Genomic DNA, 19,650 nt, shown 5'->3' on the forward strand with positions numbered 1-19,650 from the left:
GATCCGGCCGACGATTGACGTGTCGAGCATGAGCGGCCGCACCCGTGCGCAGCGGGTGAGGATCGTTTGGGCCGACGCACTGGCGCGGCGCGCATCCAACAACGCCACTGCGTCATGACACCGGTGCGACCGCGTCGTTACTCGACGTCTTCATCCTCTTCATCGGTGTCTTGCGTGTCGCGTTCCGGCGCCGCATACGCGCTCGCCTGTTCGAGCAGCCAGCCGCGGAACGATTCCAGCGGCTTGCTGTGGCTGAACTCGGTCGGATACACGAGGTAGTAAGCCGAATCGCCGACGGTTGCCGCGTCGCACGGCACGACGAGGCCGAGCTGCTGCAACTGTTCCTCGACGAAGAACTTCGGCACGAGCGCGACGCCGAGCCCGGCCGCGGCCGCGCTGATCAGCATCGTATGCAGTTCGTAGCGCACGCCCTGCATCGTGCGGATGTCCTCGACGCCGTGCGTCTCGAACCATTGCGCCCACGCGCCGGGGCGCGTCGTCGAATGCAGCAGCGGATACGCGAGCAGATCCTCGACGCGCTCGACCGGCCCGTTCAGCAGCGCGGGCGAGCAGATCGGCACGACTTCCTCGCCGAACAGGTAGTCGGACGACGTGCCGGGCCAGGTCGGCTTGCCGTAGTGGATCGCGGCCTCGAAGTGCGTGTCCTCGAACGAGAACAGGTCGGTGCGGCTGCCCATGTTCACGCGCACGTCGGGCGTGCGGTCGTAGAAGCTCTTGATGCGCGGGATCAGCCAGTGCGACGCGAAGGTCGGCAGCACCGCGAGTTCCAGGTAACCGCCGCCGCTGCCGTGCGCGATGATCGACAGCGTGTCGCGGTCGAGCGTTTCGAGCGCGCGCCGCACCTGCGTGCCGTACAGCTTGCCGGCGCGCGTCAGCACGACGCGCTGCTTCACGCGCGCGAACAGCCGCACGCCGAGGCTCGCCTCCAGCGTCGCGATTTGCCGCGACACCGCGCTTTCAGTCAGGAACAGCTCCTTGGCCGCGTGCGTGAAGCTCTCGTGGCGGGCGGCGGCTTCGAAAGCCACGAGCGCGCCCATGTTGGGGATCTTGAATTTGCGCATGATGTCAGGGTCTGTTTAGATATGGAACGCGCATGCGTTGCCACGAGAACGGCCGCTCGCGAGGCGCGCGACGCTGCGAATACTGACGTATTCGCAAGGAGCGCAACGCGGCGAGCGGCCGTTCTCGTGGCAACCCCAAATTAAAAAATCATTCCACGGGAATGCCCGAAATCGCCCGTATGGCGGCGTCGCTCGTCGCTTGTTTGGCTCGGCCAAACGGCGCTCCTCACTCCTTGCCCTACGCCCCGAAGGAAGTCCCCTTGGGGGACGAGCGATTTCGGGCATTCGCATGTGTGTTCCATATCTAAACAGACCCTGAATTCATCTAATAAAAAGGGCCACTCCGGACGGGAGCGAGAGACGAGCGAAAAACGGCTGATAATTCCAAAAACTCATCACATATCAATTTAATCTCGCTTTACGCCCCGCTGCAACCCTTTGAATAATGCTTGCCATGCAAGGTCGGGCGCCCGTGGGCGGCCGGCCGACGAGTGGCCGGCACGTTTGCCGGCGGGTCCCCCGAGACGAGAATCCTGATGCGCAATCCGAATATCGACAGCTTGCTGACCAAGCTGCTGGGACAGGCGAAGACCGACGCCCTGTTCTCGACCCTGAACATGCCGGCCATCCTCGAAGAATGGGAAGACGGCGTCGTGACGCGCGCGGAAATCGCGCAGGCGATGAACATGGCGCTGTTCGAAGGGCTGCTCGAGCGGTCGGCGAACGGCCGCGCGTACACGGCCGAGGCGATCGAAAACGGCGGCTCGGTCTATTTCGACCACGGCGCGCTGCGCACGGTGCGCTGGCCGCACACGGGCGCGCTGCCGCCGGGCGAGGCGGCGTTCACGCGCATCCTGCGTCCGCTCGGCTTCCGCCTGAACGGCCGCTACCCGCTCGACAAGCTCGGCATGACCGGCCGCGCGTATGCGCATGAGGACGCGCCGGACGAAATCGCGCAGTTCTTCGTCAGCGAACTGCATCCGGAGCGCTTCTCGAAGGAATTCCAGCAGGCCGTGACGAACGTGGTCGGCTCGTCGCGCGACCCGCTGTCGCCGGCGGCCGTCGCGCGGCTCTGGGAAGTCGAGCGCGAAGGCTGGCTGTCGCTGGAAGACGCCCATGCGCTGCTGCCGGAAATCGTCGGCGCGTTCGCACGCCAGCACGACGTGCCGAACGAACTCGACTACGAGACGCTGCTGATGGAATCGGCGGAAATGGCGTGGATCGCGACCGAGGGCAACGCGTTCAATCACGCGACCGACCGCGTCGCCGACGTGTTCAAGCTGTCCGACGACGAGAAGGCGAAGGGGCGGCCGATGAAGCCCGAAGTCGAACGCTCGCGCTCGGGCCGCGTGTTCCAGACGGCCTATCGCGCGGATACCGTCGAGCGCGAGTTCCGCACCCGCGACGGCGGCACGGTGAAGCGCAACGTGCCGGGTTCGTTCTACGAGTTCATCACGCGCAAGCGCACGTTCGACCAGGCGGCGCGCCGCTGGGTGACCGACCTGCGCTTCGATGCGGGCAACGCGCAGGGCATCTTCAAGATGACGGCGAACGCGGCGAAGTAAGCACCGCGCGTCACGCACTGCGCAAGAAAGGAAACGGGCCGGCGGCTGATTTCAGCCGTCGGCCCGTTTGCATTGACGGGGCGTCGCGCGTCAGAAGAGGTGCGTGACCAGAAAAAACAGCACCAGCAGCCCGATCGGTACGCCGAGCAGCCACGCGATCAGATATTTGCCCATGTCGTGGTCCTCCTCGTGGCCGCGACGCGGTGTGCGTCGCGGCGGGGTGAGACGACTGGCGCGTTACAGCTCGCGGTCGAACTCCTTCAACTGCTTCTCGGCTTCGTCGCGGGCGATCCCGTAACGCTCCTGGATCTTGCCGGCCAGATAATCGCGATTGCCTTCCGCGACCTGGAGATCGTCGTCGGTCAGCTTGCCCCACTTGGCCTTCAGCTTGCCGGTGAGCTGCTTCCACTGGCCCTTGATCTTGTCTTCGTTCATGGTGTGCTCCTTTCGTAAGGGGAGAAAAGTGCGGCGCTCGGCCGCGGGGTAGCTCAGGCCTTCGCCTTCAGGCCGGATGCGTCGACGTGCTTCACGCCCTTGATCGCGCGTGTCACGGCGACGGCCTTCTTCACGGCGACCTTCGTCGGCAGCACGCCCGTCAGCGTCACGACGCCGTCTACCGTCTTCACGCTGATGTCGGTGCTCTTCACGCCGTCGGTGGTTGCGAGCTCACCTTTCACCTTGGTCGTGATCCACGTGTCGGTGACAGGCTGATTCGATTCGCTCGCCATGCCGCTGTCGGTCGACGAGGCCTGGGCATGCGCGTTCGTGAGCGGCGCGGCGGAAAGCAGGAAGGCCGCGCTGACGGCGAGCAGGGTCGAAAGGTGCGAGGTCTTGTTCATTGATGTTCTCCTTCGATTGGCGGGTTGAATCAATCAGTCGGTGAGCACGGCGCGTTCCCGCGCGGTGCCGGCGCGTTCAGCGCGCGATCGGCGTGTCGTAGCCGGGCTCGCGCGGCGGCATGTCCGGGCGCGGCACGTCGGGCGGAAGCGGGACCGGCGGGTCGGTGCCGGGCGCCGGTTCGGGCGGATTGTCCGGGGCCGGTTCGGGCCGCGTCGGATCGGGTGTCTGATGCAATTTCATCCGTGTGTCCTCCCTCTGCGGTATGAAAGGGCAGCGCATGAGCGCCGATGCAGTACCAGCGTACCGACGCGAACGCGAGCGGACATCGCGCAAATTCACCGGATCGGTTAGTGCGTTTGCACTGGGGGACGGAACAGACGGCGGGGCGGGTACATGCACCACGGCCCGGGCAACGCGGCGCGACAGGCGCCAGCCGCACCGCACCATTCGGCGGGGCACCGCACGATCACGGGCGGCGTGCGAATGTACTATTCGAGATAGTGCATTCGCGCGTGTCGCGCCGTTGCGCGGCACGCGATCATCGCCGCACGCGCCGGCCGGGGCATGCCGCTGCAACGGGCGCTCGGCCGGCGCTCGTGTTGATCGCTCATGTTGACGACAAGGGACAACGATTCGATGAACGAACCAGTAGACGAACAGGCGCTCAAGTCGCATACCGACCGGCGCCAGCTGCACCAGATCATCGCGGGGCTGACCGAGGGCGTGATCCTGATCGAGCCGGACCAGCGGATCGTCTGGGCGAACGAGGCCGCGCTCGCGATGCACGGCGTGACCGAGCTGAAGGCGCTCGGCGCGGACGTCACCGAATACCGCGAGCGATTCCGGCTGCGCTACCGGAACAACCATCCGGTGCGCGACGGCCACTATCCGATGGATCGCGTGATCGCCGGCGAGGAATTCAGCGACGTGACGGTCGAAGTCGAGTCGGCCGCCGACGAGTCGGTGAGCTGGGTGCACCGCATCCGCAGCCTGGTGCTGACGAACGCGGCCGGCGCGCCCGACTGCCTCGCGCTCGTGCTGCATGACGCGACCGAATGGGCGAGCGCGGAGGAACGCTTCGAGCGCACCTTCAACGCGAATCCGGCGCCGGCCGTGATCTGCCGGCTCGACGACTTGCGCTACGTGAAGGTCAACCAGGGCTTTCTCGACATGACGGGCCACGCGCGCGACGACGTGCTCGGCCGCTCGGTGTACGAGATCGACGTGCTCGAACAGGCCGAGCGACGCGAACTGGCGATCGAGCGGCTCGGCGAAGGCGCGACGATCCCGCAGATGGAAGCCGTGCTGAAACTCGCCGACGGCAACACCAAGGCGGTGGTCGTCGCCGGGCAGCCGATCGACATGAATGGCGAGGCGTGCATGCTGTTCACGTTCATGGATCTCGAGCCGCGCAAGCAGGCCGAACGCGCGCTGATGCAAAGCGAGGAACGCTTCGCGACGGCCTTCCGGATGGCGCCGGTCGCGATGGCGATCGTCACGGCCGACCGTTTCGAGCTGCTCGACGTGAACGACGGGTTTGCCGCGATGACGGGCCATGCACAGGCCGATCTCCTTGGTAAATCCGCGGACGAGATCGGGCTGTGGGCCGAACGCGGCGCGTGGTCGCGTATCGAAGGCCGGCTCGCGGGCGACGGTCACGTGCGCAACGTGGACGTGCAGATCCGCACGCGCGACGGCGACGTGCGCGATTGCGTCGTGTCGGCAGACCCCGTCGCGATTCACGGGCGCGACTGCCTGCTGGTCGCGCTGCTCGACATCAGCGACCGCAAGCGCACCGAGATGGAGCTCGTCTATGCGATCGAGACGGCGATGCAGGACGCGTCGTGGTTCAGCCGCACGCTGATCGAGAAGCTCGCGAACGTGCGGCGCGCGAATGCGCCGGATGCGGGCGCGCAGCTGTCCGACCTGACCGCGCGCGAGCGCGACGTGTTCGACCTGCTGTGCCACGGTCTGGCCGACAAGGAAATCGCCGGCCGCCTCGGGCTGGCGCCGAACACCGTGCGCAATCACGTCGCGACGATCTACGCGAAGCTCGACGTGCACAGCCGCGGCGAGGCGATCGTATGGGCGCGCGAGCGCGGGATCGTCGGCGCGGCCGAAGCGAACGGCGCGCGCGGCGACAAGGGCGGCGCGAAGGGCAAGGCCTGAGCGCGGCGGTACGAATGCACCATGCGAATTGGTGCATCCGCATCTACCTCGCGCGGCGCCCGCTTGCGATCCTGTCCACTCGGCGGTGCGACGCGGCGCGCCGCATCGCCGGCTCTCCCTCAAACCATCGCAGGAGATGACCATGGACAAGAATCGCATCGAAGGCAAGCTCAAACAGGTCAAGGGTTCGGTCAAGGAAGCGCTCGGCAAGGTGACGGGCGACCGCGAGACCGAAGCGGAAGGCGTGGCCGAACAGCAGGCCGGCAAGCTTCAGGAGAAGGCCGGCGAGGCGGCCGATGCGGTGCGCAACCAGACGGGCACCGATCGGCACTGATCGATGACGCGACGCCCGCAAGGGGCGTCGCGAAGGCCGGCCGGGCCGGCATCGCAACGATGATGCGTTGCCGGCATGACCACGGTCGGCCTTTACCCGGCGGCGCGGCCGCCATTCCCTACGAAGACCTCCATCCAGAGCCGACCGTCGTACGGGCCGCGGATCGGCCATGACCACGGAACTTGATGACCAAATCTCACAACATAGTTCCGATATTTCGTTTGCTGCACGGGTATTGGCTACCCACAATCCATTCACCTCTTTCGCGGTGAAAGGTTCTTCGGAGACGGAGCCGCGGTGATTGGCCAGCCGGTCGGGCGCATGGCGCTCCGGCGGCGCAAGCCAGCACCGGCGCGCAGGAGGTTGCCGACGCGCGCCGATCGCGCGTTGCATCCCGACCCCCAGAAGAAGGACAGCCATGACGTTCCGCATTCGTTCGCTTTCCGGCGTTGCACTGACCGCCGCGCTTCTCGCGTTCCAGACGGGCGCGGCCCATGCGCAGGAGACGATCGTCAAGGTGGGCGTGGCCGGCCCGCTGACGGGCGGCGGCGCCGCCTACGGGAAAGACATCGAGAACGGCGTGCGCATGGCGGTCGACGAAGCGAATGCCGCGCGCACGATGGTCGGCGGCAAGCCGGTGAAATTCGTCATCGCGTCGCAGGACGACCAGAGCGATCCGCGCACCGGCGTGCAGGCCGCGCAGCAGCTCGCCGACGCGCAGGTGGCCGTCGTGATCGGCCACTTCAATTCCGGTACGACGCTGCCCGCGTCGAAGATCTACGCGAAGGCCGGCATTCCGATGATCACGCCGTCGGCGACCAATCCCGACATCACGCGCGCCGGGCTCGGCACCGTGTACCGCGTGATCGCGACCGATACGCAAAACGCGGGCAACGCCGGTGCGTACGCCGCGAGCGTGACGAAGGCGAAGCGCATCGCGATCATCGACGATCGCACCGCGTTCGGCCAGGGCGAAGCCGACGAATTCGAGAAGGCCGTGAAGGCGAACGGCGGCACGATCGTCACGCGCGAATTCACGAACGACAAGGCCGTCGACTTCAGCGCGCAGCTCACGAAGATCAAGAGCACCAACGCCGATCTCGTGTTCTTCGGCGGCCTCGACGCACAGGCCGCGATGCTCGTGAAGCGCATGCGCCAGCTCGGCATCCGCGCGCAGTTCCTCGCGGGCGGCGGCGTGATGAACGCGAACTTCATCAAGCTGGCCGGCAATGCGGCCGAAGGCGCATCGGTGTGGGAATACGGGCAGCCGCTGTCGCGTCTCGCGAAGGGCAAGCTGTTCGAAACGAAATTCAAGCAGAAGTACGGCGTCGACATGCTCGCGTATGCGCCGTTCGCGTACGACGCGACGTGGATCGCGATCAACGCGATGCAGAAGGCGAACTCGACGAAGCCGGCTGATTTCAACGGCGCGCTGAAGGGCACGCGCTACGACGGCATCACGGGCACCATCGCGTTCACGAACACGGGCGACCTGAAGAACCCGAGCTCGACGCTGTATGAAGTGAAGAACGCCGCGTGGCAACCCGTCACGACCCAGTCGGCGGACTGAACGCAACCTGCGCGCGGACTTTCGCGGCGATGCCGGGCGTGCTGAAATAGCCAGGCGATCGTCGAGGAAGTTTGCCCGCGCGACGCCGCGCGAGTCGCGGCGCGAATCACCCACAGGCCCTGAGCCTTTTACGTGCAACCGGAGTCAGTCGTGAGTTCTCAAGTCGTCATCGTCGGCGGTGGTGTGATCGGCAGCTCGATCGCTTATTTCCTGCGCGCCACCGATCCCACGGTCGCCGTGACCGTCATCGAGCGCGACCCCACCTATGCCAGATCGTCGTCGGCGCTGTCGGCCGCGTCGATTCGCCAGCAGTTCTCCACGCCGCTGTCGATCGAGATGTCGCTGTTCGGCATCGAGTTCCTGCGCACGATCGGCGAGCGGCTCGAAGTGGACGGCAACCGGCCGTCGATCGATCTGCACGAAGGCGGTTACCTGTTCCTCGCGACGCCGGCCGGCGACGCGACGCTGCGCGAGAACCATGCGCTGCAGACGCGCCTCGGCGCCGATATCCGGCTGATGGACGGCGACGCGCTGCGCGCGAAATTTCCGTGGCTGAACGTGGACGATCTCGTGTCGGGCGCGTACGGCGTGAGCGGCGAAGGCTGGTTCGACGGCTACGGGCTCGTGCAGGCGCTGCGCAAGAAGGCGCAGGCGCTCGGCGCGCGCTACGTGCCGGCCGATGTGAAGGACGTGGTGCGCGACGGCCGCAGGATCACGCATGTCGTGACGGGCGACGGCGAGCGCTATGCGTGCGACACGCTCGTCAACGCGGCCGGCGCATGGACGCGCACGCTGTCGTCGATGATGGGCATCGACATTCCCGTGTATGCGCGGCGGCGCAGCATCTTCAACGTGTCTTCGCCGGCGAAGCTCGCCGATTGTCCGCTGCTGATCGATCCGACCGGCGTGTATTTCCGGCCGGAAGGGCGTACGTATATCTGCGGCACGTCGCCGAGCCCGGATCGCGACCCGGACGACCTGCCGCTCGACGAAGTCGACCACGATCTGTTCGACGACGTGATCTGGCCGACGCTCGCGCACCGCGTGCCGGAATTCGAGGCGCTGCGCGTCGAGAATTGCTGGTCCGGTTACTACGAGTACAACGTGTTCGATCACAACGCGATCATCGGCTACCACCCCGAACTCGACAACGTCGTGTTCGCGAACGGCTACAGCGGCCACGGGCTGCAGCAAGGGCCGGCCACGGGGCGGGGCGTCAGCGAACTCATTCTGGGCGGGCGTTACGACACGCTCGACCTGTCGTCGCTCGGCTGGGCGCGCGTGCTCGAAAACCGGCCGATCGTCGAAAAGAACGTCGTGTAGCGCGGCGTGACCGCCCGGTATGGGGTGGGCGGGATTCTCCTAGTGTCTCAAACCCGTTGGCCCGACGCTTGTCGGGCCTTTTTTCGTTGCGCGGGCGGGTTATCGCGCGTCGTAGACGGCATCGCGCAGATCGAGCGTGTACTGCCCGTTCATTCCTTCGTAGAGCGTGTTCGTCAGCGACACGACGGTGAGCCCGCGTGCGCGGTCGACGAACCACGAATGACCGTATACGCCGCCCCAGCGCCACGTGCCGACGGATTCCGGCGATGCGGCCGCCTGCGGGTCGCGCAGCACCGAAAAGCCGATCCCGAAGCCCGCGCCGGGCAGGTCCGGCAATTCCAAATCGCCGGTTTGTACGCGGCCCATCTCGTCGACCAGCTCGGCGGGGAGGATCGCGCCGCCGCCCGTGCGCAGCGTGTCCAGCACCGTCAGCACGTCGCCCGCGGTGCCGACCATTCCGGCGCCGCCCGACGGGAACGCTTGTGCATTCAGCGCGCGCGACGGCGAGTAGGTGACGCCGACGAACCCTTCGTCGATGGGCACCGTCTCGTTCTCGGCGAGTAGGTGCGGCTGCGGCGTGTCGTTCACGTACGGCGTGGCGAGCCGCGCCGGATCGCGTGCGACGAAGCCCGTGTCGCGCGCACCGAGCGGGCGCAGCACGAGCGCATCGATCGCATCGGGGAGCGGCACGCCGCAGACGGCCTCGATCAGCGCACCGATGACGTCGATCGACAGCGAATAGTTCCAGCTGGTGCCGGGCGCGAACAGCAGCGGCACGCTCGCGATCCGGCGCAGGTTTTCGGCGAGCGTGATCGATGCGCCATCGAGCCCGTCGGAGACACCCGCACGCGCATAGGGGCCGTTCGCGTCGGTTTCGTTGAAGCGATAGTCGAGGCCGGCGGTATGCACGAGCAACTGGCGCACCGTGATCGTCGGCACGCGGCCGTCGGGCAGCGCCGGACGGAAGTCGGGCAGCCAGCGCGCGATGTCTTCGTCGAGCGACAGCTTGCGTTGCGCGACGAGCGCCATCGCGGCGGCCGACACGATCGGCTTCGTCACCGATGCGAGCCGGAACAGCGTGTCCTCGCGCATCGGCGTACGTGATTCGCGATCCGCGAACCCGGCCGCGCGGCGATAGACGAGCTCGCCGTCGCGGGCGACGAGGACGACCGCGCCGACCAGCCGCTGCGTGTCGAGCTGGCGGGACAGGACCGTGTCGATGCGCTCGGCGAGCGCCGGATCGGTGGACGAATGCAGTGACGATGCGGGAGAGGAGGTCATCGTGAATTCCGTCGTGAGGGGGCTGTCGACATGTTAGGCGGCTGTTGCCGCACGCGTCGTTAACCCTTACACGGAACAGGGCAATGTGCGCGCGGCGGGCGGCGGCGGCGAACACCGACCCCGGCGGCCGCCAAAATAGGCGCCAATCGTCCGGCGGCGTTCGTTAGAATCTGCTTTCGTCGAGGAAATGACGCATTTGCATGGTGCAGAGCAGTATCGAATCGAAGACGCTGCTCGTCCTGATTCCATCGTTCATCTTTCACCGGAGGCGAGCATGCCAGGTTTACTTCCCGATGTTGACCGCGAGGGGCTCCTCGAATATTCGGTGGTGTACACCGATCGCTCGGTCAACCATATGTCGCAGCGCTTCCAGAGTGTCATGCGCGACATTTCCGCCACGCTGAAAAAAGTCTACAACGCGAAGTCGGTCGCGATCGTGCCGGGTAGCGGGACGTTCGGCATGGAGGCCGTGGCGCGACAGTTCGCGACGAACAAGAAGTGCCTCGTGATCCGCAACGGCTGGTTCAGCTTCCGCTGGTCGCAGCTTTTCGACATGGGCAGCATTCCGTTCGAGACGACGGTGCTGAAGGCGCGCCCGGTCGAAGCGGGCAGGCAAGCGGCCTATGCGCCGGCGCCGCTCGAGGAAGTGGTCGCCGCGATCCACGCCAACAAACCCGATTTCGTGTTTGCGCCGCACGTCGAAACCGCGTCCGGGATCATGCTGCCCGATGCATACCTGCGCGCGGTGGCCGATGCCGTGCATGCGGTCGGCGGCATGTTCGTGCTGGATTGCATCGCATCCGGCACCGTGTGGGTCGACATGCAGGCGAGCGGCGTCGATATCCTGATCAGCGCGCCGCAAAAGGGCTGGAGCGCGTCGCCGTGCTGCGCGATGGTCATGTTGAGCCCGCTCGCACGCGAGCGTATCGATGCGACGACCAGCACCAGCTTCGCGTGCGATCTGCGCAAGTGGCTGCAGATCATGGAAGCGTACGAGGGCGGCGGGTTCGCGTATCACGCGACGATGCCCACGGACAGCCTCACGACGCTGCGCGACGTGATGAAGGAAACCGACGCGTACGGCTTCGACAAGGTGAAGGCGGAACAACTCGAACTCGGCGAGCGCGTTCGTGCGCTGCTGACGGAGAAGGGGTTCAGGAGCGTGGCCGCGAAAGGGTTCGAGGCGCCGGGTGTCGTGGTGAGCTACACGGACGATGACGGGATTCGCACCGGGAAGAAGTTCGCCGATGTCGGTTTGCAGATCGCGGCGGGTGTGCCGTTGCAATGCGACGAACCGGAGGATTTCAAGACGTTCCGGCTCGGGTTGTTCGGTCTCGACAAGCTGCATGATGTCGATGGCGCGGTGAAGCGGTTTGCCGATGCGTTGAACCGGATTGTTTGACGCGGCTTTGCGGGGTGGAGTGTTTTGGTGGCCGCCGCTCATTCGTTGAGCGGCGGCTTTTTAGTCGTTGAAAACGCAACCATTCTGGATCGTGACATGACCGAAGGCGCTCTAACGTTTGCCAGTCAGGCTGAATGGGAAAGCTGGTTGGAGCAAAACGGCGGCACGTCGACTGGAGCATGGCTGCGGCTCGCGAAAAAAGGCGCGGGGCAGCGAACCGTCAGCTATGAAGAGGCGGTGGAAAGCGCCCTCTGCCACGGCTGGATCGATGGCCAGAAGAAGGCCGAGAGCGAGCAATACTGGTTACAACGCTTCACCCCGCGCTCGGTGAAGAGCATCTGGTCCAAAATCAACAAGGACAAGGCCGAAGCGCTGATCGTCGCCGGCAGAATGCGCCCGGCCGGCCTGCGTGAAATCGAGAAGGCCAAACAAGACGGCCGTTGGGAGGCTGCCTATACGTCGGCCAGCAATTCGATCGTGCCTGATGACTTGCAGGCGGCTCTGGACGCCAATCCAAAAGCCGCTAAGTTTTTTGCGACGCTGAACAGCCGTAATCGCTATGCGATCCTGTTCCGGATACAGAACGCCAGGAAGCCGGAAACACGGGCGCGCAAAATCGCGGAATTCATCGACATGCTGAAGCGGGGCGAGACTTTTCATCCGTAGATGAGTGGGGTTTCCGACGGAGATTTTGTCGAATGGGGCGTATAGCTCGTAGTGATCGCTCGCACCTGGCAGCCGTCGTGCGCTTGCATGCCACGAAGGGCTGGTATCTTCGGACCGCGGCACGAAAACATTCACCATATGAGCGATCACGAGAACTTCCCTTTCTGGCTTAACCAGCCCTATGAACGCTGTCGCCGCGTCGTGCCGGGCGCGATGCAATCCGAGACAGTGCCGATCGAGGATGCGCTGACGCGCGTGACGGCGGCCGATGTTTTCGCACCGGAGAATGTCCCGCCCGTTCCGCTCGCTGCGGTCGAAGGCTATGCATTGCGCGCATCCGATACCGTACATGCGACGCATGGTGCACCGGTCGAGCTCGATTTCGAGTTCAGTCGACGCGCACTGGCTTCGTCGGCGGGCAGTCCGGCGGCTCGCGCAATCCACGCGCAGTGTGCGGTCGATGTCCCTCCGTATTTCCCGCTGCCGGAAAACGCCGACACCGTCGTCCCGAAAGGCGGTCTTGAAGTGACGCATCGCGGCGCTCGGCCTTTCCTGCTGCTGCACGCGCCGTTATCCGCCGGGCAACACGTCATCGCTTCCGGCAGCGAATATCGACAAGGCAGCCTGCTCCTGCCCAAGGGCAGCCGGATAACGGCCGAATTGCAGATCGCGCTGACAGCGGCAGGCGTCCGCGATATCGAGGTGACGAAACGGCCGCGCATTGGCGTAGTGATCGTCGGGTATGAGCAGCGCGCTCCCGGCATCGCTCGCGAGCAATGGCAGCGGCCCGATACGAGCGGACCGTATATCCGTGCGGTACTGCAGCGCTGGGGATACACGGTGTCGTCGATCGAGTACATCGAGCCGCCGGACATGACACTGCCGCCGCTCGAAGTGCAACAGAACGAGTACGCATTCCAGAAGAAGCTCGCCGAGTTCGCGCAACGTTACGACCTGATCGTCGGAGCCGGATTGCCTGCCACGCCGCCCTTCCGGGACATCGGACTGAATGCGCGACGAGTGTATTCGCGCGACGAGGCGACCGTCGAGATCAGACAAACACCGGCTGATCGTTTCAACTTCGGACGCAGTGACGATCGCTCGCCACCGAAGAAGACCACACTCCCGTTCACGCGGCCCGATGGTACGCAAAGCGGGATGACGGTCCTGACCAGCTACGATCAGGCCACGCTGATCAACCTGCCGGGCCACACGAGCGCAGTGGCGATGCTGATGCACGCGATCATGCCGCGTGTGCTCGATTTGCTCGAGCACGCCGCAACGCCCGGGCCGCATTGGGAAACCGGCATCATCGACCACAGCGTCGAGCGCGATGCCCAACTGAACGCGATGCGATGGGGTAACCTGCATCGTGGGGCCGACGGACACGTGGTCGTCCGCCTGCTTCCGCCCGAAGGCGACGGGTTGATAGGCGGTGTCGTTCGTGCCGATGTGCTCGTCGCGATCCCGGCTGCGGAATATCCGATGGGGGCAGGTTCGCCCGTGCTGTTCCTGCGTCTCGATCGCGACCTTTCCAGCGAGCCGCCGCGCCAGGTGGCGGCGACATCCGCCGAGGCAGCCCCACAATCGCCGCCGGCCGTCGAAACCCGCACGACAACCGTCGATATCGACGACGCACGCCCCGTCGACCTTCGCGAAACATGGCAATGGCTCGACGCAGCATTCGCCGCCGATGCGTCACGCCTGCCTGGCGGACTCAACGGACCCGCGTCCGACGATGACATCGCTGCCTTACAGGTCGCGCTGGGTGCGACGCTGCCTGACGCACTCGTCGACAGTCTGCGCATTCACGATGGACAGGCGGCGTTGGGCGAGGCGTTTTCCGGAAGCGATGCGCTGCTGAGTGCTCGCGAGATCCTCGCGCAATGGCGCATTTGGAAAGGTCTCGTGGACGCTGGCGATTTCGGTGACATGACATCGGAACCGGATGCCGGCATCGCCGACGACTGGTACAACCTGAAATGGATTCCGTTTACGCATGACGGCAGCGGTAATCACTTGTGTGTCGACCTCGATCCCGCTGAGGGCGGCGTCGCCGGCCAAGTGATTCGGGTCTGGCATGATGATGCGCGGCGCGAGCGTATCGCGAGGAGTTTTCCGGAGTGGCTTGCCGGTATCGCGTCGGCGCGACAATCAAGTTGAGTATCCGTGGAGCGTGTGGTCGTGCCATCTCGTCGATAATCGACGCGTGACGCGATGCGCCGAGATGGCGGCTCAGACTCAACGGAGAAACGAGCGATGATCTCAAAAAGCGTCCGCAGAGCGACGGCAGACGATGTCCCGGTGCTGACACAGATCCGGAACGACGCACATGCCAAAAAAGTCACGCACGGCGACTACGTGTGGGGCAGGGAAGGCGACGGCTTCTCCGAGCGGTGGGTGCGAAACCATGTCGCCGAGAAAGCCGTGTACGTCGTCGAACAGGATGGCGCGCTGATCGGCACGTTCTCGCTCGACTTCGACGAGGACAGGCACTGGGGGCCTCAAGCGCCGATTGCAGGCTACGTGCACGGCCTTTGCGTGCGGCAAGGTTTCAACGGGTTCGGGCTCGGCGGCTTCATGCTCGACTGGTGCGCGCATGAGGTGAGCCGCTTGAATCGGCGTTTGCTTCGACTCGACTGCGGCGCTGAAAACACGAAGCTCTGCGCTTACTACGAGTCGCTGGGCTTTGTCCGCGTCGGATTGAAAACGGACGGTATTGTCTGGTCCCTGTACGAAAAACCTGTCAGTTCGACCAGCCGGTGATCGCGGCGGTTCGTCTGCAAACGCTACCAGTAGGCCGCACGATTGACCATCGCGCGTTCGCGAACGTTCGACGTCACTCGAAGCCGCGTCACCGTTGCCCTGCTACGCAGGCAAGAGGCCCGCTTTACGATAATTGTCGATCAGCGCGTCATAGAGCGACAGATCGGCGCGACTCCGCGCGATGAGCTGGGCGCCGGCGATCGCGGCGAAGATGGCCCGCGCCCGCTGTTTGCTTTCCCGAGCGCCGACCACCGCCGCCGCGGACAGAACCTTGCTCAGCCACGCGACATTCACGTCGGCGAAGGCCAGGACTTCTTTCATCACGACTTCCGGCAGGTCGTCGGTTTCGGCCGCCATGAAGCTGCAAAGGCACAGGCGGTTGCCGGTCTCGAGCGCCTTGCGGAAGGTATCCGGATAGCGACGCAGGCAATCCAGCGGATCGCGCGAGTTGGCCAGCATGTCGTCCAGCGCCGCCGCTGAATCCTCCCAATAACGCCGCGCTACCGCTGCGCCAAGATCGGCCTTGCTTTCGAAGTGGTGGTAGATGCTCGCGGCCTTGATCCCCACCTCGCTGGCGAGATCCCGATAGTTCAACCCGCCGTAGCCGTGTGTCTGCGCGAGCCTCGTGGCGGCTGCCAGGATTCTTTCTCTCGAGTTCGAGCTCGCATCGTTCGTCACCGCTTCAGTCTCCGCGCGCAGGAAATGGATGTTGACACCCCGGATTGTACCTTATATGGTTAACCTAACAAACGTTAGGTAGATTCGTGGGCGACGTGGTTTCACGTTGTCCGATCCAGTGCAACCGACTACGGAGCGCCCCTGCAATGACTTCCAGTAACGCCGATTTCGACCCAGCCCGACTACCCGTGATGAAGATCCACGATTTCCCGACAGGGCCCTATCCGACCCGCGTGCGTATCGCGCTGGCCGAAAAAGGGCTGCAATCGCGCGTCGAGTTCGTGATGGTCGATCTTTACAAGGGCGAGCACAAAAAACCCGAGTTCATCGCCGGCAAGAATTATTCGGGTACGTTGCCGGTGCTGGAGCTCGGTGATGGAACCTGTATTGCCGAGTGCACGGCCATTACCGAATACCTCGACGCGCTCGATGGCGTGCCTACGCTCACCGGCAGCACGCCAAGCGAGAAGGGCATCATCCACATGATGAGCAAGCGCGCCGAGCTGGAGCTGCTCGATGCCATCAGCGTCTATTTCCATCACGGCACGCCGGGGCTGGGCCCCGACGTCGAGACGTATCAAAATCCGGAGTGGGGGTTCCGCCAACGCGACAAGGCGCTGAGGGGCATGCGCTATTTCGATGCCGTTCTGCAAAGCCAACCGTATGTCGCGGGCGAGGCGTTCTCGATGGCCGACATCACCGTCATCGGCGGTCTGATCTTTGCGATGCTGGTGAAGCTGCCGGTGCCCGAGGAGTGCGAGGCGCTTCGGGCCTGGTACGCGAGAATGCGCCAGCGTGAGAGCGTCAGGAACCAGCCGGTGTTTGCCAACTTGACTTGATCTGGCGTGGCCGCCGGCCGATAAAGGGCAGGCGGTTCACGCAGCACCTGGACGGCGCACATTGAACGGCGCGGGACGCGGCAGGCGATGCTTCGTTGTATGAAGTAATCGCTGTCATACGGCATGAAATCCCTTGCCGTTGAGTCGGCCAGAGTGGCGGGGCCGTAGGCGGCACCGTGGTCTGCACTGAGCCGTGGCCGCCGCCTTGCGCTACACCGACCCCGTCGCGCCGTCCGCCACCGGGCGCAGATGGTGGCGCAACAGCGGCGCGGTGATCGCGGTGGTGAACAACGCGAAGATCACCAGCATCGTGTAGACGTTCTGCGGCAGGATGCGCAATTGCAGCCCGATCGACAGGAAGACTAGCTCCATCAGGCCGCGCGCGTTCATCAGCGTGGCGATCACCGTCGCGTCGCCGCTCGTGTGCCCCGTCAGTCGCGCGCCGGCGAACACGCCCAGGTATTTCCCGGCGAAGCCGACCACGATGAAGGCCAGCAGCCAGAGCCATTGCGCATGGGCGGTGACGTCGAAGAACTGCAGGTTCAGGCCCGCGCAGGCGAAGAAGATCGGCATCAGGATGGTATGCAGGAAGCCGCCCAGCAGGCGGTCGAACTGCTCGCGCACACTCGGTACGTCGCGCAGCAGCATGCCGATCAGCAGCGCGCCGAACGCGCTATGGAAGCCGAGCTGCGAGGTGATCCACCCCGACACCAGCACCGAGGCGACCAGGATCGCCACCGTGTCGCGCGACCAGCCCTGCGCAAGCGAGCGCCCGACCACGCGCAGCAGCACACCCTTGGCCGCGATCACGAGCAGCGCCACGTAGGCGACGAGCAGCACGACGTTGACGCCGAGGGCGCGCCATCCGGCGGCGTTGTGCGACAGGCAGACGAGCAGCGACAGCGCGCCCCAGCCGAGCAGGTCGCCGACCATCGCCGCCGAGAGCGCCGACGCGGCGCCGGCATGCCGCGTGAGATTCAGGTCGGTCACGATGCGCGCCATCACCGGCACGGCCGATACCGACAGCGCCACGCCGCAGAACAACACGAACGGCCAGAACGGCTGCTGCGGCGCCAGGACGTCGTGGGCGAGCCAGCCCACCGTCAGCCCCCCGCCGAACGGCAGCAGCATGCCCGGCACGGCGATCAGCACCGGCCCGAGCAGCGCGCGTTGCGCCGGCAGGCGCACGTCGAGGCCGATCTCGAACATCAGCAACGCGAGGCCGATCTCGCCGATGCGACTGATCGCCGAGGTGTTGTCGGGCGTGAACAGCTCGTGATAGAGCGACGGGGTGACGACGCCGAGCGCGAGCGGGCCGAGCAGGATGCCGCCGGCGATCTCGCCGATCACCTTGCATTGTCCGAGCCGCTCCGCGATCGCGCCGCAGCCGTTACAGACCAGAACGACGAGCGCCACTTGTATCAGCCACATCACGTGTTCCTTGCGCAGGAAGGGAAAAGTCGTTTCGCGACCGTGCGGCCCTGCGGGCGCGCGCGGCAGTGGGTTCAGTCGAGCAGTGCTTCCGAGTCGACGCTGTCGAAGATGATTTCGCGCACCAGTTCGCTGGCGCCGGCGGCGATCGTGCCGGCGGTCGCGTCGCGATAGAGCCGCGCGACATCGGATTCCGACAGGTAGCCGCGCGCGCCGTGAAATTGCGCGCACAGATGGGCCGCTCGCTTCGCCAGCTCGGTGCTGCGCAGCTTCAGGATCGACGCGTCGCCGCTGCCGAGTTTGCCGCCCACGTATTGCTGCACCAGCTGATAAGCGAAATGGCGCAACAGCCGCAATTCGGCGATCAATTCGACCAGTTCGTGACGGATCGTCTGGTTCGCGCTCAGCGGCGCGCCGCGCACCACGCGCTGGCGCACGAAGCGATTCATCAGCCGGATGCTGCATCCCGCGCCACCGAGCGCGAGCATGCCCGCCACCATGCGCTCGAAGTCGAGGCATCGCATCAGGTAGGTGAACGCCTTGTCGGGCTTGCCGAGCGTGTTCTCGCGCGGCACCGCGACGTCCTCGAAACGGATGTCGCAGACGTCGGCGCTGCGCCAGCCCAGCAGGTTCAGCGGCGTGCGCGTGATGCCGGGCGCCTCGGCATCCACGACCAGCAGGCTGCAACCGCCCAGCGCGTGGCGCTGCGCGTTGCTGCGGACCAGCGCGACGATCAGCGTGGCCTGCGAGCCGTTGGAGACGAAGCGTTTCGTGCCGTTCACGCGCCAGCCGTCGTCGCTCGCCGCGGCGCTGCATTGCAGGCCGCTCAGGTCGCTGCCGGCCTGATCCTCGGTGATGGCGAGCGCCGCCACGGCCGTGCCGTCGCGCATCCTCGCCAGATAGCGCTCGCGCTGTGCGTCGTCGCCGAACCAGGCGAGGTAGGACGCCGCCATGAACGCATGCACGCCGATCGCGGCGCGCACGCCCGCATACCCGAGGCGTCCCAGCTCCTCCAGGAACACGGCGCTGCGCACGAAGCCTTCGCCCGCCAGCGGCAGGTCCAGCCAGCCCTCGGCGGCCAGCGCCGGCCAGATGGCGCGCGGAAGATGGCCGCGCGCCTCGGCGCCCTCGGCTTCGGGCAGCAGGCAGGCCTGCAGGCGCTCGCGCAGCTCGGCCGCGAAGCCGCGATACGACTCGTCCGGATAGGGGCTGGACATGGGCAGCCTCGTTACTTCACCGAGACCACGCGATGCGCGGGCAGCACGTCGGTGAAGCGGCCGGCGATCTTGAACACCGCGCTCGGCGTACCGGCCGCCGCCCACAGTTCGTCGAACTGGAGCAGGTCCTCGTCGACCAGCAGCGCAACTTCCTCCCGGTGGCCGAACGGCGGCACGCCGCCAATCGCGAAGCCGGTGGTTTCCTTGACGAAGTCGGCATCGCCCTTGACGATCTGCGCGCCGATCAATTCGGAAATCGCCGCCTCGTTCACGCGATTCGGCCCGCTGGCGAGCACCACCACCGGCCGGTTGTCGGCCAGCGAGCGAAATACCAGCGACTTGACGATCTGCGCCTTCTGGCAGCCGAGCGTGCGTGCGGCGTCGTCGGCGGTGCGCGTGGAGGCGGGCAGTTCGAGGACTTCCATCTGCAGGCCGCGATCCGCCAGCAGATCCTGGAAATATTGGGCGCGTTTGCTCAGGCTCATGC

The 19,650-nt window shown here is 65.5% G+C and carries 19 protein-coding genes; 10 read left to right on the forward strand and 9 right to left on the reverse strand.

The window, feature by feature from the left end; genetic code table 11:
- Nucleotides 1-137 precede the first annotated feature (137 nt).
- The gene (locus HWX07_RS15530) at nt 138-1,082 is read right to left on the reverse strand and encodes a LysR family transcriptional regulator (protein WP_175876816.1); all 945 of its coding nucleotides are present in this window, start codon (nt 1,080-1,082) and stop codon (nt 138-140) included.
- Nucleotides 1,083-1,618: 536 nt separating this feature from the next.
- Here HWX07_RS15530 and HWX07_RS15535 point away from each other — a divergent pair.
- Entirely contained in the window at nt 1,619-2,647 is a 1,029-nt protein-coding gene (locus HWX07_RS15535; RefSeq protein ID WP_027808207.1) for a DUF1338 domain-containing protein, read from the forward strand.
- A gap of 237 nt (nt 2,648-2,884) precedes the next feature.
- Here the strand turns inward: HWX07_RS15535 and HWX07_RS15540 are convergent, their stop codons facing one another.
- From HWX07_RS15540 to HWX07_RS15550, 3 genes are all read right to left on the reverse strand, one after another.
- Nucleotides 2,885-3,082 carry a CsbD family protein gene (locus tag HWX07_RS15540; RefSeq protein ID WP_006479804.1) on the reverse strand — a complete coding sequence of 66 codons (198 nt, stop codon included), beginning with the start codon at nt 3,080-3,082 and terminating at the stop codon, nt 2,885-2,887.
- Nucleotides 3,083-3,135: 53 nt separating this feature from the next.
- Nucleotides 3,136-3,486 (reverse strand): BON domain-containing protein, encoded by a 351-nt coding sequence (locus HWX07_RS15545; RefSeq protein WP_006479803.1) that lies wholly within the window; start codon nt 3,484-3,486, stop codon nt 3,136-3,138.
- Nucleotides 3,487-3,562: 76 nt separating this feature from the next.
- Complete coding sequence (locus HWX07_RS15550; RefSeq protein ID WP_006484627.1) at nt 3,563-3,727, reverse strand: hypothetical protein; 165 nt, start codon at nt 3,725-3,727, stop codon at nt 3,563-3,565.
- Nucleotides 3,728-4,123: 396 nt separating this feature from the next.
- Here HWX07_RS15550 and HWX07_RS15555 point away from each other — a divergent pair, with 396 nt between their 5' ends.
- The 4 genes from HWX07_RS15555 (at nt 4,124) to HWX07_RS15570 (ending at nt 8,883) form a co-directional block, all read left to right on the forward strand.
- The gene (locus HWX07_RS15555; RefSeq protein WP_175876817.1) at nt 4,124-5,656 is read left to right on the forward strand and encodes a PAS domain S-box protein; all 1,533 of its coding nucleotides are present in this window, start codon (nt 4,124-4,126) and stop codon (nt 5,654-5,656) included.
- Nucleotides 5,657-5,798: 142 nt separating this feature from the next.
- Nucleotides 5,799-5,990 (forward strand): CsbD family protein, encoded by a 192-nt coding sequence (locus tag HWX07_RS15560; RefSeq protein WP_012338779.1) that lies wholly within the window; start codon nt 5,799-5,801, stop codon nt 5,988-5,990.
- Between the two features lie 418 nt (nt 5,991-6,408).
- Nucleotides 6,409-7,560, forward strand: coding sequence for a branched-chain amino acid ABC transporter substrate-binding protein (locus HWX07_RS15565; RefSeq protein WP_011694518.1), 1,152 nt, complete (start codon nt 6,409-6,411; stop codon nt 7,558-7,560).
- A gap of 150 nt (nt 7,561-7,710) precedes the next feature.
- Nucleotides 7,711-8,883 carry an FAD-binding oxidoreductase gene (locus HWX07_RS15570; protein ID WP_023475367.1) on the forward strand — a complete coding sequence of 391 codons (1,173 nt, stop codon included), beginning with the start codon at nt 7,711-7,713 and terminating at the stop codon, nt 8,881-8,883.
- Nucleotides 8,884-8,982: 99 nt separating this feature from the next.
- Here the strand turns inward: HWX07_RS15570 and HWX07_RS15575 are convergent, their stop codons facing one another.
- Nucleotides 8,983-10,164: a serine hydrolase domain-containing protein gene (locus HWX07_RS15575; RefSeq protein ID WP_175876818.1), complete on the reverse strand. Its 1,182-nt coding sequence runs from the start codon at nt 10,162-10,164 to the stop codon at nt 8,983-8,985.
- Between the two features lie 274 nt (nt 10,165-10,438).
- Between HWX07_RS15575 and HWX07_RS15580 the strand changes: the two genes are divergently transcribed.
- From HWX07_RS15580 to HWX07_RS15595, 4 genes are all read left to right on the forward strand, one after another.
- On the forward strand, nt 10,439-11,566 hold the full coding sequence (locus tag HWX07_RS15580) for an aminotransferase class V-fold PLP-dependent enzyme (RefSeq protein WP_175876819.1): 1,128 nt from the start codon (nt 10,439-10,441) through the stop codon (nt 11,564-11,566).
- A 96-nt stretch (nt 11,567-11,662) separates the two neighbouring features.
- Nucleotides 11,663-12,232, forward strand: coding sequence for a YdeI/OmpD-associated family protein (locus HWX07_RS15585; RefSeq protein WP_175877111.1), 570 nt, complete (start codon nt 11,663-11,665; stop codon nt 12,230-12,232).
- 138 nt (nt 12,233-12,370) lie between these two features.
- Nucleotides 12,371-14,395, forward strand: a complete 2,025-nt coding sequence (locus HWX07_RS15590) for an SMI1/KNR4 family protein (protein WP_175876820.1) — start codon at nt 12,371-12,373, stop codon at nt 14,393-14,395.
- Between the two features lie 96 nt (nt 14,396-14,491).
- Nucleotides 14,492-14,998 carry a GNAT family N-acetyltransferase gene (locus HWX07_RS15595; RefSeq protein ID WP_175876821.1) on the forward strand — a complete coding sequence of 169 codons (507 nt, stop codon included), beginning with the start codon at nt 14,492-14,494 and terminating at the stop codon, nt 14,996-14,998.
- A 102-nt stretch (nt 14,999-15,100) separates the two neighbouring features.
- Here HWX07_RS15595 and HWX07_RS15600 read toward each other — a convergent pair whose 3' ends face one another.
- Complete coding sequence (locus HWX07_RS15600; RefSeq protein WP_175876822.1) at nt 15,101-15,676, reverse strand: TetR/AcrR family transcriptional regulator; 576 nt, start codon at nt 15,674-15,676, stop codon at nt 15,101-15,103.
- Between the two features lie 146 nt (nt 15,677-15,822).
- Between HWX07_RS15600 and HWX07_RS15605 the strand changes: the two genes are divergently transcribed.
- On the forward strand, nt 15,823-16,515 hold the full coding sequence (locus HWX07_RS15605) for a glutathione S-transferase (protein ID WP_175876823.1): 693 nt from the start codon (nt 15,823-15,825) through the stop codon (nt 16,513-16,515).
- 210 nt (nt 16,516-16,725) lie between these two features.
- Here HWX07_RS15605 and HWX07_RS15610 read toward each other — a convergent pair whose 3' ends face one another.
- From HWX07_RS15610 to HWX07_RS15620, 3 genes are all read right to left on the reverse strand, one after another.
- Entirely contained in the window at nt 16,726-17,946 is a 1,221-nt protein-coding gene (locus HWX07_RS15610) for a cation:proton antiporter (protein WP_175876824.1), read from the reverse strand.
- A gap of 74 nt (nt 17,947-18,020) precedes the next feature.
- Nucleotides 18,021-19,163, reverse strand: a complete 1,143-nt coding sequence (locus tag HWX07_RS15615) for an acyl-CoA dehydrogenase family protein (RefSeq protein WP_175876825.1) — start codon at nt 19,161-19,163, stop codon at nt 18,021-18,023.
- Between the two features lie 11 nt (nt 19,164-19,174).
- Nucleotides 19,175-19,648 (reverse strand): YbaK/EbsC family protein, encoded by a 474-nt coding sequence (locus HWX07_RS15620; RefSeq protein ID WP_023475376.1) that lies wholly within the window; start codon nt 19,646-19,648, stop codon nt 19,175-19,177.
- Between the last annotated feature and the right edge of the window lie 2 nt (nt 19,649-19,650).

The sequence above is a fragment of the Burkholderia sp. BCC0097 genome, assembly GCF_902832985.1.
Taxonomy (GTDB): Bacteria; Pseudomonadota; Gammaproteobacteria; order Burkholderiales; family Burkholderiaceae; genus Burkholderia; species Burkholderia orbicola.

What these genes read in the sequence shown, in the direction of transcription:
- HWX07_RS15545 (WP_006479803.1), bottom strand. Translation starts at nt 3,486, where the DNA reads ATGAACAAGACCTCGCACCTTTCGACCCTGCTCGCCGTCAGCGCGGCC.
- HWX07_RS15615 (WP_175876825.1), bottom strand. Translation starts at nt 19,163, where the DNA reads ATGTCCAGCCCCTATCCGGACGAGTCGTATCGCGGCTTCGCGGCCGAG.
- HWX07_RS15535 (WP_027808207.1), top strand. Translation starts at nt 1,619, where the DNA reads ATGCGCAATCCGAATATCGACAGCTTGCTGACCAAGCTGCTGGGACAG.
- HWX07_RS15565 (WP_011694518.1), top strand. Translation starts at nt 6,409, where the DNA reads ATGACGTTCCGCATTCGTTCGCTTTCCGGCGTTGCACTGACCGCCGCG.
- HWX07_RS15580 (WP_175876819.1), top strand. Translation starts at nt 10,439, where the DNA reads ATGCCAGGTTTACTTCCCGATGTTGACCGCGAGGGGCTCCTCGAATAT.
- HWX07_RS15560 (WP_012338779.1), top strand. Translation starts at nt 5,799, where the DNA reads ATGGACAAGAATCGCATCGAAGGCAAGCTCAAACAGGTCAAGGGTTCG.
- HWX07_RS15555 (WP_175876817.1), top strand. Translation starts at nt 4,124, where the DNA reads ATGAACGAACCAGTAGACGAACAGGCGCTCAAGTCGCATACCGACCGG.
- HWX07_RS15590 (WP_175876820.1), top strand. Translation starts at nt 12,371, where the DNA reads ATGAGCGATCACGAGAACTTCCCTTTCTGGCTTAACCAGCCCTATGAA.
- HWX07_RS15620 (WP_023475376.1), bottom strand. Translation starts at nt 19,648, where the DNA reads ATGAGCCTGAGCAAACGCGCCCAATATTTCCAGGATCTGCTGGCGGAT.
- HWX07_RS15575 (WP_175876818.1), bottom strand. Translation starts at nt 10,164, where the DNA reads ATGACCTCCTCTCCCGCATCGTCACTGCATTCGTCCACCGATCCGGCG.
- HWX07_RS15550 (WP_006484627.1), bottom strand. Translation starts at nt 3,727, where the DNA reads ATGAAATTGCATCAGACACCCGATCCGACGCGGCCCGAACCGGCCCCG.
- HWX07_RS15610 (WP_175876824.1), bottom strand. Translation starts at nt 17,946, where the DNA reads ATGTGGCTGATACAAGTGGCGCTCGTCGTTCTGGTCTGTAACGGCTGC.
- HWX07_RS15595 (WP_175876821.1), top strand. Translation starts at nt 14,492, where the DNA reads ATGATCTCAAAAAGCGTCCGCAGAGCGACGGCAGACGATGTCCCGGTG.
- HWX07_RS15585 (WP_175877111.1), top strand. Translation starts at nt 11,663, where the DNA reads ATGACCGAAGGCGCTCTAACGTTTGCCAGTCAGGCTGAATGGGAAAGC.
- HWX07_RS15530 (WP_175876816.1), bottom strand. Translation starts at nt 1,082, where the DNA reads ATGCGCAAATTCAAGATCCCCAACATGGGCGCGCTCGTGGCTTTCGAA.
- HWX07_RS15605 (WP_175876823.1), top strand. Translation starts at nt 15,823, where the DNA reads ATGACTTCCAGTAACGCCGATTTCGACCCAGCCCGACTACCCGTGATG.
- HWX07_RS15540 (WP_006479804.1), bottom strand. Translation starts at nt 3,082, where the DNA reads ATGAACGAAGACAAGATCAAGGGCCAGTGGAAGCAGCTCACCGGCAAG.